The sequence below is a fragment of the Leptolyngbya sp. FACHB-1624 genome (assembly GCF_047649235.1).
GTDB classification, from domain to species: Bacteria; Cyanobacteriota; Cyanobacteriia; order Leptolyngbyales; family Leptolyngbyaceae; genus Leptolyngbya; species Leptolyngbya boryana.
The window spans coordinates 5,544,349-5,562,499 of record NZ_CP180258.1; the positions used below are offsets into that span (position 1 = coordinate 5,544,349).

An 18,151-nucleotide genomic window follows, 5' to 3' on the forward strand; every position below is an offset into this window, starting at 1 on the left:
TAAGATCCCATATTGCACGCTAACTGACTGTTGAGAGAGAACGATTTTCTCGATTCGGATGAACGACTCTGCACCATCTGACAGTTCTTTCAATAGAACTGCACCGACATAGCACTCACTAAATTCAACTGTACAAAGATACTTCTTGATAAATTCATATCCAAAACAACGAATTACTTTTTATTTTGAATGAGTTAAATAATTCTAAAAAGTAATCAAGATTTAGATATTTATTACATCACTATCAATCAAAGAAGCCACTTTTTAACTCAGGCTCTAGAAACTTATCAATTTGTTTTATGGATTCAATCGATCCCTCTATGAATAGAAAGAGTAGAGAAGCCAATATTTGTATCCTTGCTTACAGTTGAGAGAAGCTAGGACTGAATAAATAAGAGTTACACAACAAGCGCTGGAGCGATTTCAATCATGAATAGACGGAGGTTCACTCGTCGCGGTTTTTTGGTGTCTCTATCATTTATTTCATTTGCTTTTGTTGCTGCATGTTCTAATATTCAGACAAGCAATTTGTCAGGCAATACGAGTGAAAAAAAAGTAATTCGCATCGCGATTGGAACTCAAGATCAAGTCATTAATACAGCGACTGGAGGCTCTGTTATTCGCGAAGAAAAATTGCTTGAGAAATACTTGCCAAAAACAGGTAAATACGAAAATGTGGAGTACAAAATTGAGTGGTCAAGCTACACTTCAGGACCTCCTATTACAAATAAAATGCTTGCCAATCAACTTGATATTGGCATGATGGGAGATTTCCCACTGACGATCAACATGACGACTTTTCAACAGAAAGGTGGGGGTGTCAATACGCTCTACATTGGGACTTTGGGCTACAGTGCCACCGGAGCCGGAAATGCAGTAATGGTTCCAAAAGATAGTTCTGTCAGAACATTGGCAGATTTGAAAGGCAAGCAAGTTTCTGTGCCCTTCGGTTCCGCTGCACATGGAATGTTACTCAAAGCACTAAAGGGAGCCGGACTAGAACCCGATAAAGATGTGAAATTGATTAGTCAAGCACCAGAAGTGGGTGGCACGAGTCTGCGAACCAATCAGATCGACGCTCATGCAAACTTTGTCCCCTTTGGTGAGATGTTTCCCTTCCGAGGATTTGCTCGGAAGATCTTCGATGGTGCAGAACTCGGTGTCCCGACATTTCATGGTGTGGTCGTGCGATCGGACTTTGCTAAGCAATATCCAGAAGTTGTTGTTGCCTACATGAAAGCCTTGCTCGAAGCGAACAAACTCTTTCGTGAACAGCCCGAAGCTATTTCAGCCAAGGTTGAACAATGGGCAGGAGTCGAAAAGGAAGTCGTGTATATGTTTCTCGGGCCATCTGGATTGCAGCGACTCAATCCTAGCATTCAGCAACCCAATCTAGACGCACTCACCAACAGTGTGACGACTCTGCAACAGTTAGGACGACTAGATGCCACTGTCAAACCTGAAGATGTGAAAAAATTCATTGACAACAGCTATCTGAAGCAGGCGATGCAAGAAATGGGCATGAGCGATCAACAAGTTGCAACAGAGGCTGAGCAATTTGTGATTACAGGAGAAGATGCTGAAACAAAGCAACCGATTCAAGATGCAAAATTGGCAGCTCAACTGTGGCTCAAAGGCGAAGAGAAAGTGAGAAACTATGCTTCGATTCAAAATATGATGGCAGCGTTGAAAAAGCTTCAGGCTGAGGGCAAGCAGGCGGTTAGTGCTATTTTTGTGCACGATCGTAGCAACGGTTGGAAGCTCTTTGCAGAGAATTCTTTCTTTGTTCGCAACAATAATGATATCTCTGCATTTTTGACCGAGAAGGATGCTCAGACTTTTGCTCAACAGAATGGTGCTCAGGTCGTTGGATTCAAAGGGCTACAAGAGTTTTACGCACAAGCCTCACAGCCCATAGCAGCACGCTAGATGCGCTTTGATACAGTCAAGGACGCTTGAACATGGAACAATGTGTTCCTCGCTGTGCTCTTTTACCGATTGGAGGCATTTTATGTCTAGTCCGTCCTCTCCGCGATCGACAAAACCTCGTATGCTCGATCACTGGAGTTTTCTACTTTCACAGTTATTCCAGAGTTCAGACAGTTCTTCACGAATTAACCCGATCAGGCTTTTGTTCCGAGTTCTTTCATTAGTTTTATTTTTTGGAATTTGGCAATTTCTCTGCGCGATCAAGTTTCAATTCTTTATCAATTTTGCCTTTCTTCCTTCGCCTGTAGAAGTTCTGAGTGCAACCTTGAAGTTTTTCTCGCACAATCCAATGGTGCATATTCAGGCAAGCGTGCTGAGGGTACTCTTGGGCTATGCGATCGCAGTCGTGCTGGGCATTAGCTTAGGAATTGTGATTGGCTGGTTTCAAAAGATCGAAGACCTTGTGTTTTTGCCGTTAGAGATTCTCCGCCCCATTCCTGCGGTTGCCTGGATTCCACTGGCAATTCTGATGTTTCCTGATGCAGAGTCGGGAATGGTCTACATTACTTTTATCGGCGCATTCTTCCCAATTTTGATTAGCACGATCAAAGGCGTTGAAGGCACTGATTTACTATTGTTGCGCGTTGGACAATGCTTAGGCGCGAGACAATGGCACGTCTTCAAAGACATTGTGATTCCGGGAGCCATGCCTAGCATTGCAAGTGGCTTAGTGATTGGCATGGGAAATTCTTGGTTCTGTCTAGTCACGGCTGAAATTTTGGCAGGACGGTTTGGGATTGGTTATCTGACCTGGGAGTCTTATGTGACTTCTAACTATCCTCCGATTGTGATGGGAATGCTGCTGATCGGATTGATGGGGTCACTGAGTTCTTATGCAGTGGATCGACTGACCCATGTCTTAATGCCCTGGCGCGTCACGAAGAAAGGGAACGCCAACTAATTCATATTTAGAGGATAGTAAGTGTGACAATGTTAATCGAGCAAGGAACTCCGCAACAAGCACTCAAAGGACTTGTGGAGGTCGAGGATCTATCAATTTGTTTTCAACGAAAAGGACAGTTAATTCCGGTCTTAGAGTCGATCGACTTTACGATCGCGCCAGGCGAATTTGTCTGTTTGCTTGGTCCATCCGGATGCGGAAAATCGACGATTCTCAATGCGATCGCTGGATTTATTAAACCTTACAGCGGTTCTGTTACGGTTGATCGCAAACGGATTGTGCGTCCCGGAGCCGATCGCGGCTTTGTGTTTCAGCAGTATTCACTCTTGCCGTGGAAGACGACCTTCCAGAATGTGGAATTTGGGCTTAAGATTCAAGGCATTCCTGCGGCAAAGCGCAAAGAGATTGTCAACTACTATCTCAATCGTGTGGGGTTGTATAAGCATCGCAACTCTTATCCTTACCAACTATCAGGAGGAATGCAGCAGCGGGCAAGTATTATCCGTGCTTTGGTGAACTCTCCTTCTGTACTGTTAATGGATGAACCCTTTGCAGCATTAGACGCGCAGACCCGACATATGATGCAAGAGCTTCTGCTCGACATTTGGAGCGAGTTGAAAGCAACTGTTATTTTTGTGACGCATGACATTGAAGAAGCGGTGTTCTTGAGCGATCGTATTTTCGTCATGGGCGTGAATCCAGGGCGGATTAAGCAAATTGTAGATGTGCCTCTAGAACGACCGAGACATATCGATATCATGGTGACTTCAGAATTTTTACAATTAAATCGCGAGGTTTTTGAACTCATTCGAGAAGAAACCTTGAAAAGCATGGAGCTAAGCTAAGAGAATGCTTTAAAGGTATAAACAGACTCTTCGCTCACGTTGCCATTCCGGGACGGGTGAATGCGTCTCAACGATTACTTTTAAAACATTCTCTCAGCAGCTTGAACTCAGCCAATCCGAACATTCGATTGGTGAATCGAATTTGCAGCTAAACAGACAAATGCCTGACGCACTCTTAACCAACAGAGACGGGTATAGCTTGTTTAGCTGCGATGTCGATCGCGAGATCAGTTCCAAGTATTGCTATGCTCTAATCTGCTGCAAAAAGTCTGCATGAATCCATTGATTTAAGTTAATAGCTTGTAAATGCTGGTTGCCTGGAATCTGACTCAGTTGATCAATGTGTAATCTCAGCCAGTCAGGACGAATCTGCATCTCTGAGAAAAACCGTCCCGGCTGAGTTTTCTGATACGAACTGCTCAAAATTTGAACAATCACTTCTGGATCAAGATGCGTCCATTTTGCGACTAAAGCTGGCGCACTTGGCGTTGTGTCGTACCAATATTGGGCTGCGGATAATGCCCGAAGATACGCGATCGCGACTTCTGGATACTGGTCAGCCAATTCATTCGTGACTACTACACCATAGAAAGCAGGTAACGCTTCGGAATTGCACCCTTCGAGGTAACGGAACTGTCCGCGACGACAAGCGATGTCGTGAAATGGTGCAAAGTGAGCATAGCCATCCGCGTATTGTTCAGAAAACTCGAATTGGTCAGCCTGTTGCTGAAAAGGGATTAAATTGACTTGATCTAAAAGCCGAGTCGCATTCAGCGATCGCAGCACCATGCCATGTGCAGAAGACCGAAGGGGAACTGCGATCGCTCGTCCACGTAGGTCATCGACGCTGTGAAGATGAGAACGATGGGGAACCACAACCGCATTACAAGACCCATCAGGATTGGTCGAGACAAAGCTAATCAGGCGAGTATTCTGAACTGTATCTTCAGCACTTAAGAGCAAGGGATAGTCACCGAGCACACCAATATTCAGTTGTCGAGATCGCAAGCCATCGACAATCGGCGCTCCGGTTGAGAAGTCTTGCCACTGAATCTGATACTGAATCGAACTATATCGTCCTTCTTGGGGCAGGAAATGTTCGAGCAGCCCCAACCTTTGCATGATTAAGCCTGCTGTGATCGCAGGAATTGTCCCGTTTTGTACTCCAATCGAAAGAGTTAGCACTTCAGACCGTGAAGAAGACTGACTGCGACGCACAAAACTCGGCGATCGTAAACGAACAACGTTCGAGGCAGAAACAGCAGGACTTGTCTTAGCTTGTAGCAGGTTGATGAGCTTTTGAGTCGGATTGAGATTGCGCGATCGCCGACTCGATGAATCCACTGTGTTCGCTTGGTTTAAGCGTCGAGGCACGACCAGGTAAACTGAGCCAGATAAAGCAAACTCCTGAAGCGAAATTGCTGTCATCGTCCCTAATTCACACTCTGGTTGAAAATCAAAGTTAGTTGCGAAGCCGAGATAGTTCCCCTGCATCATGTAGGTTCGCATCAAGCTCATCGTATCCACGGTTTCAAATCGGAGAAATCCATCCAGCGTATGTCCTAACTCAGACAGTCGTGAGTCCAGGACTAAACGGCTCGGTGTGCCTGCAGGAAGCAATGCCCAAGGATACTTTCTCAGATCAGCTAAACTCATCCAGCGCTGTTTTGCTAAGGGATGATGATGAGAGACAAAGACGTGATAAGAAATTTTGTCGATCGCAGTAGTTGAAAGTTCAGAAAACTCTTCAAAATTGACATCAGAAATCCCCACATCTACTGTCTGGCTCGTCATCGCTTGATAGAGCAATTCAGCAGATTCAAACACTAGACACTGAACTTGAATACTCGGATATTGCTGTCGATATTCAAACACAATATTAGGCAACCAACCTTCAGCAAGTGCCATTGTGCAGCCGATTTTTAGACTGCCACATTTTCCTTTTTTAATATCTTCAATTTTCTGAATGAGTTGATTTTCAATCTGAATTAGTTTTGCACCTTCTTCAAACAAGAATTCCCCAACTTCTGTCAGTTGAATCTTGCGCCCTAAACGGTAAAACAGCGAAGTTCCTAATTCTGACTCTAACGATTTGATTTTAGCGCTCACGGCAGGCTGAGTTAAATTCAGCGCATCGGCTGCCTCGGTAAAACTCAGGTAACGAGCTACTTCTAGAAAAACTCGAATCTGATAAACTTCCATCGCTTTACAACCTCATAGGGTGTTTGTTGATCATATCAAATTGATCAATTCAATTCATTTATTGGTTCATAAAATACTGCAATAAAGAAATTCAAAATCGTGCTGCACAATGAAAACAGTTGATTCAATCACATCTTTTTTCAGGCAAACTTCTTCTGGATCAAAGATGTTTCTAATCAAGTCGTTTTCGCTGATTTTTTCTGTAGTGCTTGAGACAGTTTTCAGCGTAAGACTAAAATTCTGTTCATCAATCAGGAGGCTTTTTGAGTGAATACTCAATGGATGAAGACGGATGTGCTGGTGATTGGGGGTGGAACGGCTGGAACCATGGCTGCCATCAAAGCAAAGCAAGCCAATCCCGAAGGTGAGGTACTCGTTCTAGAAAAAGCAAATATCCGTCGCAGTGGCGCGATCGCAATGGGAATGGATGGAGTCAATACTGCCGTCATTCCTGGAAATTCGACTCCAGAACAATATGTGCGAGAAATTACGATCGCGAATGATGGCATTCTCAATCAGAACGCTGTTTATCAAACTGGAAAACTTGGCTTTTCTGTCATTCAAGAACTCGAAAAATGGGGCGTAAAATTTCAGAAAGATGCTCAAGGAGATTACGACCTCAAACAAGTGCATCGCGTGGGTAAATACGTTTTGCCGATGCCAGAAGGAAAAGATTTAAAAACGATTCTGGCGCGTCAAGTTAAACGTCACAAAGCCCAAGTCACAAATCGAGTCATGGCAACTCGGGTTCTCGTGCGCGATGGACGTGCGATCGGTGCAGTCGGTCTTGATGTTCGCAATGGAGATTTTGTCGTCATTCAAGCAAAAGCTGTCATCCTTTGCACGGGCGCTTGCGGGCGCTTAGGCTTACCTGCTTCTGGCTATCTGTATGGAACCTACGAAAATCCAACCAATGCAGGCGACGGTTACTCGATGGCATATCACGCCGGAGCAGAACTGAGTAACATTGAATGTTTTCAAATCAATCCGTTGATGAAAGACTACAACGGTCCTGCTTGTGCTTACGTTGCAAGCCCATTTGGAGCTTACACAGCTAATGCACAAGGACATCGCTTTATTAGCTGCGACTATTGGAGCGGTCAAATGATGCTAGAAGTTTGGAAAGAGCTAAACTCTGGCAAAGGTCCAATTCAACTCAAAATGACTCATTTAGATGAAAATACAATTTCTGAAATTGAGTCAATCCTCTGGGCAAATGAGCGTCCGAGCCGAGGCAGATTCCATCAAGGGCGAGGTGAAAACTATCGCACTCATGGCGTCGAAATGAATATCTCTGAAATTGGACTGTGTAGCGGTCATAGTGCTTCTGGAGTCTGGGTGAATGAGCGGGCTGAAACTTCAGTTCCCGGACTATACGCAGCAGGCGACATGGCAAGCGTCCCTCATAACTATATGATCGGTGCGTTTGTCTTTGGACGCATTGCTGGAGAACATGCCGTTGAATATTGTCAGAATCTCGATCATCTCGACCCTGATCCAGAGTTTCTCGCTGCCGAAAAAGCAAGAATCTATGCGCCGCTCGATCGACCCAACGGAGTACCACATACCCAGGTTGAATATAAGCTGCGTCGGCTCGTCAATGACTATCTCCAGCCGCCTAAATCAGCCAATCGCATGGAGCTTGGACTCAGCAATTTTGTGCGCTACCACGACACATTAGAGCTAATGGGTGCTCGTGATCCGCATGAATTGATGCGCTGTATGGAAGTTCACTTTATTCGCGACTGTGCAGAAATGGCAGCAAGAGCTTCCCTCTATCGCCGTGAAAGTCGCTGGGGACTGTATCACTATCGAGCAGACTATCCAGACAAGAACAATGATGAATGGTTCTGCCACGTGCATCTGAAAAAAGATGATGCGGGTGACATGGTGTTATTCAAACGTCCGATCGAGCCTTACATCGTAGACGTCAATGTTGAAACCGAAGTGTACGACGTAGCTGTTCGTTAAGTTATTTAGAAGAGTGTAAATTGCGATGGCTTTAGCAATTCAAAGAATCGATGTTCCAGTCATTGTCGATGAGTCAAAATGTCTTGAAAAATGTGTCGCCTGCATTGAAGTCTGTCCGCTTGATGTCTTAGCCAAAGACCCTGAAACAGGCAAAGCTTATATGAAGTATGACGAGTGCTGGTTCTGCTTACCTTGTGAAAAGGAATGCCCGACCAACGCAATTACTGTTCAAATTCCATTCCTGTTGCGCTAGAGGAAAGTAATGGACACGAATTCTGAACTTGCTCCTTGGTTAGAAATGCTGCGATCGCCACAAGTTGAAAATCGACTAGTTGCGCTCAAAACCTTACAGCATCTTGGAGACGAAGAGGCTCTAACCCCGTTGATCGAAGCCCTAACAGATGAAAGTCTACTCGTCCAAAAGTTAGCAGTGACTGTACTCTGGGAACTTGCAAATCCAGCAGCCGTTCCAGCCTTGATTGAATGTCTTGCGTCCCCGGATGAAGAAATCCGAGACGAAGCGCGATCGGCATTAGGTGAACTGATTGCTCCAGATCATTTATTGCTGCTCCTAGATGCTTTACTGCGAGATGATCTAAACCTGCAATTGAATATTCTCTTCCTGTTACGGAAGATTCATGACGCTCAATCCTTGCCGTATGTGTTGCCTTTTTTTGAATCTCCCGATCCAGCTTTGCGAGAATCTGCGGTGACAACATTGCGCTATCTCAACCAAGTCGAACGCTGTCAACCTGCATTAGCGCTATTGTCCGATTCGGATGAAAGTGTTCGACGGGCAACAGCTTTAACGCTGGGACATCTCAGTGATGAGCAAGTTGTTCCTTGTCTCTGTGAAGCATTGACTCACGATCCAGATTGGGAAGTTCGGCGCAATGCAGCAAAATCTCTTGCAATTCATGCAGACAAAACCGCGATCGCGCCTCTAGAAGCTGCCTTAAAAGATGATCATTGGCAAGTTCGCAAATTCAGCTTGCAAGCCTTGCAGAAAACTCCAGATGATCGCTCTCTTCCTCTGTTCATTCAAGCGCTCGCTGACGAATATTCAGATGTCCGACGAGACGCTGCGATCGCGCTTGGCATTTTGAAAAATAAAGCGGCTCTCAATCCGTTGCAGCAATCGCTCGACGACCCCGATTGCGATGTCTGCATCTTTGCTCAACGCGCCATTCAGACCATTCAAGAAGCGTTACAAGAACCCTCTAATGCCTAATCATCGTTCTCCCTTCCAGACGGCTCATGACCTTCCCGAAACAGATCCACCTGATCTGATTGCTGAAGCACGCCAACAAGCGGTGACTGAACTGCTCAAAACTATTATTGAACCTGTTCTCAACAACAATATTGTGAGTTTAGGCATGGTTCGCAATCTCAGAGTGGTGGATAACTATGTTTACCTGCGGCTGTATGTTGGAAAGCATCAGCACGATTTGAAACATCAGATTGAGACTGTGCTTTCACAACTCACTTGGTGTAAGAAGAGTTATGTTCAACTCTGCACGATTCCAGGCGTGAGAACGACATTAGCGATTTCGAGTGGTAAAGGTGGAGTTGGAAAATCAACCACTTCTGTCAATCTTGCGATCGCGCTAAGCCTACAAGGCGCAAAAGTCGGGCTGCTGGATGCAGATATCTATGGTCCAAATATTCCACAGATGTTGGGATTAGGACATTCTGAGGTGAAGACGATCGAAACTGCTGAAGGAACGCGATTTCTGCCTTTAGAAGCCCACGGTATCAAAGTCATGTCAGTTGGGCTTCTAGCAGAACCCGATCATCCACTAGCATGGCGCGGACCTGTGCTGCACAAGGTCATCACTCAGTTTATCCAAGATGTCGAGTGGGGCGATCTAGACTATCTTCTGATTGACTTACCACCCGGTACAGGAGATGCTCAAATCACGATCGTTCAAGAAAGCCCCATCTGTGGCGTATTACTCGTCACCACACCGCAGCAAGTCGCGATCGCAGATGTTCGCCGCAGTATTCATATGTTTCGTCGAGTCGGAATTCCAGTACTCGGCATCATTGAAAACATGAGCTATTTGCGCTGTGGGCATTGTGGTGAGCCGACTCCGATTTTCGGCAGTGGTGGGGGACAACAACTTGCAGAAGAACTGCAAACTCCTCTACTGGGACAAGTTCCGATTGAGGCTCGAATTTGTGCGGCGGGTGACTCTGGAAGACCCGTAACCTTGACTGATCCAACATCATTTGTTGGGCAAGTCTTTCTCAACATCGCTTCAGCACTTGACAAAACATTCTGCTCAATCCACAAATTAGCAGACGCAATTCTATGCTGAGTTGATTTCCAATCTGTAACTGCCTTGCTTTGTTGGCAATCTTACCCGAAAGCAAGGCGAATTTCTGTTGAATTGCATCAGTCAATTGAATCAAAGTAATGCGGCACAAAACAAATAATATTAAACCGTTCGCAGCAATAAAAATCGTCACAGCATTTCAAGGTGATGTTTTCTCTCAGGCAATTGCTCAAATCAAAATCAGCCTAGTAAAGATCCAATCTGGAGTATGGCTCGTTTGTGGCTTGACAGCGATCGCTTATCTGATCCGATTGATACCCGGCTTCACTCTCTTCAGTCCTCTCATTCTGGCAATTCTTCTAGGCATTTTCATCCAAAATACAATTGGCGTAGCGCCGAAACACCAAGCAGGGATTCACTTTGCTATGAGAAGAATTCTGCGATTTGCAGTCATTCTGCTCGGTGTTCAACTCAGCCTATCGCAGGTTTTATCTGTGGGCATCACGGGGTTACTCATCATCATCACAACCTTATTGAGTACATTTTGGTTTACCTGTTGGGTTGGACAACAATTAGGAGTGAGTCCTAGTTTAACTCGCCTCATTGCTGTAGGAACTTCGATTTGTGGCGCTTCTGCTGTGATTGCAACGAGTGCAACAACTGAGAACAGGGATGAAGATATCACATATGCAATTGGAATTGTTACCTTGTTCGGAACAGTATCGATGCTTTTGTATCCATTACTCTCCGGGCAATTGAACTTAACACCAGAAGCATTTGGATTATGGTGTGGAGTTTCAATTCATGAAGTTGCCCAAGTGCTTGCAGCGGCTTTTCAAGTAAATTCAGTCAGTGGCGAGATTGCTAGTATTTCAAAACTGTCGAGAGTCCTTTGGCTCGTTCCGATGATGCTCATGCTTGGAGCAATTTCTAAAGCTCCTCAATCAAAATCACGAATTACTATTCCTTGGTTTGTCGTTTATTTTATGCTGTTGATTCTTCTGAATAGCTTGAACTTAATTCCACAGCAAATAAAAACAATGACAGGACAAGTCAATCAGTTTCTCTTAACCATCTCAATGGCAGCAATGGGATTAGAAACAAGATTAAATCAGATTCAAAAGATTGGACTAAGACCTTTGTATTTAGGCGCGCTATCCTGGTTATTCATTTCAATCTCTAGCTATGGATTGATTCAGATCCTTTATTAGTCTTTTGCATGAACCTTACTGATTTAACGATCGCAACAGCATCAATCCTGTTTGTCTGTACTTCAATTCGTTCTGCGATCGGGTTTGGTGATGCGCTTTTAGCAATGCCGCTACTAGGCATGATTATGAGTTTGCGAACAGCAACTCCTATTGTTGCATTGACAGGGTTTATTATTAGTTCACTGATTCTAATTTTTGATCAAGATAGCATTGATCTCAAGTCAGCTTGGAGGCTCATCATTAGTACAGTAATCGGAGTTCCCTTTGGATTACTTCTATTACAGTATGCGCCTGAAAAAACAGTCAAGCTTGGGCTAGGAATCATTCTCATCTTGTATGGACTGTTTAATCTTATTTCTCCTAAGTTTCCGCAGCTTCACCATGAACGCTATGCCGTTTTCTTTGGATTGGTTGCGGGAGTTTTAGGAGGTGCTTACAACATTAATGGACTCCCGATCGCGGTTTACGGAGTGATGCGTCGTTGGTCAGCCAGCTATTTTAGAGCAACAATGCAATGCTATTTTCTGTTTTCAGGAATTGCTACGATCGCAGGTCACGGATTTGCAGGACTATGGACTCTGCAAGTTTGGCGTTTGTTTCTATGGTCAATTCCCGGAATTATCATTGGCATCTATGTCGGTGGCAAAATTAATCGTCTCATTCCACAGCCGATGTTTAATCGTATAATTTTTAGCTTATTGATTACAGTTGGCTGCATATTTATACTGTAGCTTTTATAAGTTCACCCCAACAGATTTGATAGAGGCTACTTCTCGTGAATGGGAAGTACGATCGTAAATTCTGTCCCTTGTCCTACCGTTGAACGAACCTTGATCGAACCACCGTGTTTTTCCACGATAATCTGTCGTGCAATTTCCAGCCCTAAACCTGTTCCTCTTCCCACTTCTTTTGTTGTGAATAGATGGTCAAAGATTTTTTGCTGAGTCGTTTCATCCATTCCCACGCCATTATCACAGATACGAATCTTGATTGATTGATCATCCACAACTGTTGTGTAAATGCCAATTTGATTCGGGTGAGCTTGAATTTCTTCATAGCTCCGTCCCTTATTGCTATCTTCTAAAGCATCGATCGCGTTCGCCAGCAAATTCATAAACACCTGATTCAACTGACCTGGATAGCAATCAACCGCGGGCAACTGACCATATTCTTGAATAATTTTGATCTCTGGACGGCGATCATCTGCTTTTAATCGATGTTTCAAAATCAGCAGCGTGCTATCAAGCCCTGAATGGATATCAAAAGGAACTTTATGATCTTGATCAGCGCGGGAGAAGGTTCGTAAACTGGTACTAATATTCCGGATTCGTTCTATGCCTTCTCTCATTGAGCTAATCAACTTGGGAAGATCCTCGCGAATATACTCTAAGTCGATCTCATCGATTTCTGCTTGAATGACTGGATCAGAGGGAGAAGTTCTTTCCTGATAAAGATCAATGAGTCCAAATAAATCACTGATGTAATCTAGGGCAGGTTGGATATTGCCTTTGAGAAAACCAACTGGATTATTAATCTCGTGAGCAACTCCAGAAACTAGATTTCCTAGAGCAGACATTTTCTCGCTTTGTACCAGTTGTAATTGGGTTTGCTGGAGATTTTGAAATGCTTTTTCTAAAGCATCAGCCTGTAACTGAAGCTGCAACTCGGCTTTTTTGCGATCGCTCACATCTGTCAGTACTCCATCCCAAATAATTGAGCCATCTGGTTGCTGGTAGGGATAAGAGCCACATTGTAACCACTTAATTTTATCAGCAATGACAAATCGCCCTGTCCAAGCCCACGGTTGTAAAGTTTGAGCAGAGGCAAAGACAGAGTTTTCAAAAGATTCACGATCATCAGGATGAATTTTTTCAACAATCAGCGACGCATCTGCTTGAATTGCATCTGGCTCTAACTCATAAATCACGCTAGAGTACGCACTCATATAAGGAAAACTCGCTGAGCCATCGGGAGCAAGCCGAAATTGGTAGATTACTCCAGGCACATTATTGACCACTCGTTGAAAGCGATCTTGAGTATTTTGCAACTCGGCTTGGGAATGCTGCAATTTTTGCAGTGATTGTTCTAGCTGCTGAGCATAGGCTTGCGACTGTTGATACAATTGAGCATTTTCTAATGAAATTGCAGCTTGAGAACAGATCAGTTTGAGCAGATCGACTCGATCGCTCGCAAAAGCTTGGGCAGTTGTAGAATTTTCCAGATATAGAATACCAACCAAGTCACCCTGATTCACAAGAGGAATACAGAGCAAACTCTGGGGCTGATTCTCTATACAGTAGATATCACTTACAGTACTAGGATGAGACTTATAATCAGTGATGACTGTACTCAAAGTGCGTTCAACATAATGTATCAAAGGAACTGGCAAATGCTGACATTGATCAATGAACTTATGCTCTAGTGACTGTACGGCATGATCAAAATATTTAATTCCTAGTTTTAGACATCCCTCATATTTCAGAAAGAGTGCCGCTTTATCAGCACCTGCATTTTCAATCACAATATGAATCAAATTGGTCAACAGTTTTTCTAACTGAATCTCACTAGAAAGCGTCTGAGATGCTTTGAGAAGCGTATGCAGATCTAAAGCTGTAGAATTAGTGCTACTGCTAGCGTGCACAGTCTGCAAGGTAGACAAAGTTTCATCTAGCGCAAATCTAGTGCGTTTGGAAGCTTGAAGAATAGAAGAAAGCAATTTAGGGTATTGTTGCGCTAGATGGACAACTTTCGCTTTCGCTTCCCAACGACTATAGCCGTAGTATGCCTTGCTCATGTAAAGTGTGGCTTGCTGTTCGTCATCACTTGCTAGATAAAATCTCGCTGCAAGCTCATTCGCAAGTGCTTCATCTTGGATATAGCCATTTTCTGCTGCTCTTGCGATCGCAAGCTCGTATTGCTCTGCTGCTTTTGTCGTCTCTCCTAGTACTCGGTATCGCTCTGCCTCAACTAGCTCAAACTTATGCAGAAAATTCATAGGCGCGTGATCTGCCCATTTACGCATCTTGCTCTGATTTGCAGCAATGCGTTCTAAGATCGCTGATTGTTGATCGGCGATCGCATTAGGAAACAAAGCTAATTGGACTAAAGAGTCATAGAAATAAAATGCAGGAGTAATGAGAGGACTACTGACTCCATCTAGATACTTCTCTACTTTATTTGCCATGATCGCCGCTTGTAGCGGTTTACCGAATAGATAATGCAAAATTAATTTATTCAGATAAAGATAGGTCGAACCCATGAAGTTATTGGTTTCTACATAAGTTTCATAGGCGATCTCTTGATCATAGACTTCACCAATCAGTTGAGTAGGATCTTTGGATTCACCTAGCAGATTCAAAACAACCTGATGATGGATTTTATGTAGCTCCAGAATACTATACTGTTTCAACTGACTCATCGCTTGGCTATAGTTCGCCATCTCTAGCTTGAGATCCGTCAAAGGACAAGATCCTGAGAAATAAGAGACATAAGAATAACGCAAGGCTGAGTATGCTGCATGTTCTACATCTCCGGTTTCTAATCCGATCGTATAACCTTTTTTGAGCACTTCTAGTGCCTCTTGCACATGCGCTTTCCAAGCCAAGGTAAAGTGACCTGCCACAAATAATGTAGCCGCAGCATGTTGTTGAGCATTTAATCGATCAATGAGCTTTAAAGCAAGCTGTCCAAACTCATATCCTGTTTCAATATCGCCGAGATTACACAAAATTAGTCCATAGGTTGCATAGGCATGTGTATGAGCAGGCGCATTACCATACTGGAGAGCTAACTGAATTTGCTTGAATGCGATGAGGGGAAGCAATGCAGGACGCACGGTATGAGCCGCAGGACTGAGAATGAGAAGCATCCGCGATGCACCCATCATCAAGGGATCGCTCATCACTGGTCGCTCTAACAATTGTGCCGTTGAGATCGAGGCTAATGCTGCCTGAGCTGCTGAAAGCTCAATGGGAATATCTTCGGGTTTGGGATGAGTGAGGATCTGTACGCCCAATTCCTGAAGAACGTAAAGCCCAAAATCTAGCGCCTCTTCAAATTGATTCTGTGCTTTTAAGCCGTGGATCTTCACCTCATAGACTTTAATGCGATCGAGCAAGTGTAGAGTGTGTTGAAGAACTTCACCGACAAAGTACTCCATCTGCTCAAAGTCTCCGCTGAGATAGGCGCATTCTGCTGCTAGCTCATACAGCGCCAGAGCCAGTTTATAGTGATGTTGCCAACACTGTTGAGGGAGTAATTGAATCCCCGTTGTCAAATAGCTCATTGCACCGCTATATGCTGTAGCAATTTTCGCCTTTTTAGCAGCGACTAAATTTAGCCCTGCCAATTCAAGTTGCTCAGTAGATGTGGAAATTAGCGCGATCGCTTGGTTTAATGAATTAACGATTTCAAAGATTCTGTCTTCTCGCTCAGCTTCGGGAATGACTTGCAGAAGAAGTTGACCAATTTTGAGATGAGTCAGTTGTCTTTGATCGGTTGGAATCAGCGCATAGGCAGCTTGTTGAACGCGATCGTGCAGAAACTTATATGTGCAGGAAACCTCGTCTGTGAGGAATTTATGCTCTGCTTCGGTTGAGTGAGGAGCATAGCTTTCACCCTGAAAGAATTTGTAAGTCTGAGTTTGAGGCAAGATTAGCCCTTCCTGTAAAGCACACCATAATTTTGTAGCAACGTCTGTAATCGACTGTTCACAGACAATTGCTAAAGTTGCAAGCTCAAACTGGTTGCCAATACAGGCTGCTAATCTCAATACTTCTTGAGTTTCAGCAGGCAGCTTTTGAAGTTGAGCCATCATTAGCTCAACGATGTCATCTGTGAGAACGAGCGATTTCACGGTTGTAATATCGCATTCCCAAATGTGTTCCTGCTGATTAAATTGAATCCAACCATCTGCATGTAGGGCTTTGAGAAATTGCCTGGTAAAGAATGGATTGCCATTTGCTTTTTGATAGATTAATTCTGCCAAAGCTTGAGCTAGCTCAATTGTGGTATTGAGCGTATGTGCAACGAGTTGATGAATATCAGATTGAGGAAGTGCAGGTAATGTAATCGTTTGAATCCTAGTATTCGCTTTGCGAATTTCTTCAATACTCAGCAAAAGTGGATGACTTGGAAATACCTCATTATCTCGATATGCACCCAAGACCAGTAGATACTCTGTTTTAGACTTACCCACTAGTAAGTTGAGCAAGTCCAAAGAAGCAGAATCTGCCCACTGCAAATCATCTAGAAAGATGACTAATGGATGCTGATAGGTGGCAAAGATTTGAATAAATTTTTGAAATAGTAGGTTAAATCGCGTTTGAGCTGCACTACCAGAGAGTTCTGGGGCTGATGGCTGCCGACCAATAATACTTTCTAACTCTGGGATGACATCAATAATAACTTGTGCATTGTCTCCCAAGGCTCTCAGAATATTATGCTTCCAGTCAGCGATTTGAGCGTCGCTTTCTCCGAGGATCTGTCTCATCAGATCGCGAAACGCTTGCACAAAAGCAGAAAACGGAAGATTACGCTGAAACTGATCGTATTTGCCTTTGATGAAATACCCACGTTGCTGAACAATAGGTTTATGTACTTCATTGACAACTGCTGTTTTACCAATTCCTGAGAATCCCGCGACGAGCATTAATTCTGTGCTGCCTTGAGAGACGCGATCGAAAGCAGAAAACAAGGCATCGATTTCTGCTTCTCTTCCGTAGAGTCTTTCAGGAATCACAAAGCGATCGCAGATATCTCGCTCACCGAGTTCAAAAGAAACAATTGTACCCGTTGCCTGAAATTGTGTCCGGCATTTTTGTAGATCATGCTGAAGTCCTGTGATCGACTGATAGCGATTCTCAGCATTCTTCGCCATCAATCGACTGACAATTTGAGAAAGTATAGGTGGAACGGTTGGTGCAACCTGATCAACAGCAGCAGGCTGTTTTGCAATATGACAATGGACTAACTCCATTGGATCGTCTGAGGAGAAAGGGATCTGTCCGGTGAGCAGTTCGTAGAAGGTAACTCCCAAAGAGTAAAAATCACTTCGATAATCAATTCCCCGATTCATCCGCCCAGTTTGCTCAGGGGCAATATAGGCAAGGGTTCCTTCTAAGATGTTAGGATTTTGAAGCTCTTGGGTTTCCTTAGATAGACGAGAAGCAATCGAAAAATCAATCAGTTTAATCTGCCGCGTTTCTGGATGGATCAGAATATTGGCAGGCTTAATATCTTTGTGAATAATGCAATGGTTTGCTAATCCCTTTAAACTGGCGCAAAGTTGAAGTGCGATCAAGAAGAACTCGGATAAGTCAAGCGGCTTAGATTCGATATACTCCTTTAACGAGACTCCGCCAAAGTCTTCCATGACAAGAGCATATCCGTTATAAAAAGGTTCAAGACTGTAGCTTCGTATCACTGATGGCAAGTTTAGCTCTCTTGTCAAGACATACTGATTCCGAAACTGCACTAACTCCGCAAGACTGGCATATTGATTCCGTAAAAACTTTACGACGACGGGCTGACCATTACTCTCCCGATGTCCGCGATAGACGATCGTACGGCTCCCAGAGTAGAGTTGTTCGGTTAAACAATATCCTGGCAAAGTAATAGGGTGAGACGTTGCGGATGTCATACGGGCTACGGCTGAAATCTATATTCATGCTTCAGCATGCCCAAGTGGCAAACGATACGCGCTATTGCAAATTAATATTACCCTAATGCCATCTCCCCCAAGATAGATTTTTA

Annotated in this window: 11 protein-coding genes; 9 read left to right on the forward strand and 2 right to left on the reverse strand. The window is 44.0% G+C overall.

Annotated features, from left to right (window positions below):
• Window positions 1-465: 465 nt before the first annotated feature.
• The 3 genes from ACMUEV_RS26320 (at window position 466) to ACMUEV_RS26330 (ending at window position 3,735) form a co-directional block, all read left to right on the forward strand.
• Window positions 466-1,929, forward strand: a complete 1,464-nt coding sequence (locus ACMUEV_RS26320; protein ID WP_415354701.1) for an ABC transporter substrate-binding protein — start codon at window positions 466-468, stop codon at window positions 1,927-1,929.
• An 82-nt stretch (window positions 1,930-2,011) separates the two neighbouring features.
• The gene (locus ACMUEV_RS26325; protein ID WP_242044927.1) at window positions 2,012-2,890 is read left to right on the forward strand and encodes an ABC transporter permease; all 879 of its coding nucleotides are present in this window, start codon (window positions 2,012-2,014) and stop codon (window positions 2,888-2,890) included.
• 29 nt (window positions 2,891-2,919) lie between these two features.
• The gene (locus ACMUEV_RS26330) at window positions 2,920-3,735 is read left to right on the forward strand and encodes an ABC transporter ATP-binding protein (protein WP_017286116.1); all 816 of its coding nucleotides are present in this window, start codon (window positions 2,920-2,922) and stop codon (window positions 3,733-3,735) included.
• Window positions 3,736-3,978: 243 nt separating this feature from the next.
• Here ACMUEV_RS26330 and ACMUEV_RS26335 read toward each other — a convergent pair whose 3' ends face one another.
• Window positions 3,979-5,937, reverse strand: a complete 1,959-nt coding sequence (locus ACMUEV_RS26335; protein WP_017286115.1) for a LysR family transcriptional regulator — start codon at window positions 5,935-5,937, stop codon at window positions 3,979-3,981.
• Window positions 5,938-6,204: 267 nt separating this feature from the next.
• Here ACMUEV_RS26335 and ACMUEV_RS26340 point away from each other — a divergent pair, with 267 nt between their 5' ends.
• The 6 genes from ACMUEV_RS26340 (at window position 6,205) to ACMUEV_RS26365 (ending at window position 12,129) form a co-directional block, all read left to right on the forward strand.
• Window positions 6,205-7,908, forward strand: coding sequence for a fumarate reductase/succinate dehydrogenase flavoprotein subunit (locus tag ACMUEV_RS26340; RefSeq protein ID WP_026148391.1), 1,704 nt, complete (start codon window positions 6,205-6,207; stop codon window positions 7,906-7,908).
• Window positions 7,909-7,933: 25 nt separating this feature from the next.
• Window positions 7,934-8,161 (forward strand): ferredoxin family protein, encoded by a 228-nt coding sequence (locus tag ACMUEV_RS26345; RefSeq protein ID WP_017286112.1) that lies wholly within the window; start codon window positions 7,934-7,936, stop codon window positions 8,159-8,161.
• A gap of 9 nt (window positions 8,162-8,170) precedes the next feature.
• Entirely contained in the window at window positions 8,171-9,139 is a 969-nt protein-coding gene (locus tag ACMUEV_RS26350) for a HEAT repeat domain-containing protein (RefSeq protein ID WP_190653732.1), read from the forward strand.
• Entirely contained in the window at window positions 9,132-10,229 is a 1,098-nt protein-coding gene (locus ACMUEV_RS26355; protein WP_190653733.1) for an Mrp/NBP35 family ATP-binding protein, read from the forward strand. Before ACMUEV_RS26350 ends, ACMUEV_RS26355 begins: the two co-directional genes overlap by 8 nt.
• Window positions 10,230-10,327: 98 nt before the next feature.
• Window positions 10,328-11,398 carry a YeiH family protein gene (locus ACMUEV_RS26360; RefSeq protein ID WP_190653734.1) on the forward strand — a complete coding sequence of 357 codons (1,071 nt, stop codon included), beginning with the start codon at window positions 10,328-10,330 and terminating at the stop codon, window positions 11,396-11,398.
• A gap of 8 nt (window positions 11,399-11,406) precedes the next feature.
• A complete protein-coding gene (locus ACMUEV_RS26365; protein ID WP_190653735.1) occupies window positions 11,407-12,129 on the forward strand; it encodes a sulfite exporter TauE/SafE family protein in 723 nt (240 codons plus the stop codon).
• 35 nt (window positions 12,130-12,164) lie between these two features.
• Here ACMUEV_RS26365 and ACMUEV_RS26370 read toward each other — a convergent pair whose 3' ends face one another.
• Window positions 12,165-18,038: an ATP-binding sensor histidine kinase gene (locus tag ACMUEV_RS26370; protein ID WP_190653736.1), complete on the reverse strand. Its 5,874-nt coding sequence runs from the start codon at window positions 18,036-18,038 to the stop codon at window positions 12,165-12,167.
• Window positions 18,039-18,151 lie beyond the last annotated feature (113 nt).

Bases quoted from the DNA above. Each gene is read 5' to 3' on its own strand.
- ACMUEV_RS26370 (WP_190653736.1), bottom strand. From the start codon at position 18,038: ATGACATCCGCAACGTCTCACCCTATTACTTTGCCAGGATATTGTTTA.
- ACMUEV_RS26325 (WP_242044927.1), top strand. From the start codon at position 2,012: ATGTCTAGTCCGTCCTCTCCGCGATCGACAAAACCTCGTATGCTCGAT.
- ACMUEV_RS26345 (WP_017286112.1), top strand. From the start codon at position 7,934: ATGGCTTTAGCAATTCAAAGAATCGATGTTCCAGTCATTGTCGATGAG.
- ACMUEV_RS26335 (WP_017286115.1), bottom strand. From the start codon at position 5,937: ATGGAAGTTTATCAGATTCGAGTTTTTCTAGAAGTAGCTCGTTACCTG.
- ACMUEV_RS26365 (WP_190653735.1), top strand. From the start codon at position 11,407: ATGAACCTTACTGATTTAACGATCGCAACAGCATCAATCCTGTTTGTC.
- ACMUEV_RS26330 (WP_017286116.1), top strand. From the start codon at position 2,920: ATGTTAATCGAGCAAGGAACTCCGCAACAAGCACTCAAAGGACTTGTG.
- ACMUEV_RS26350 (WP_190653732.1), top strand. From the start codon at position 8,171: ATGGACACGAATTCTGAACTTGCTCCTTGGTTAGAAATGCTGCGATCG.
- ACMUEV_RS26355 (WP_190653733.1), top strand. From the start codon at position 9,132: ATGCCTAATCATCGTTCTCCCTTCCAGACGGCTCATGACCTTCCCGAA.
- ACMUEV_RS26360 (WP_190653734.1), top strand. From the start codon at position 10,328: ATGCGGCACAAAACAAATAATATTAAACCGTTCGCAGCAATAAAAATC.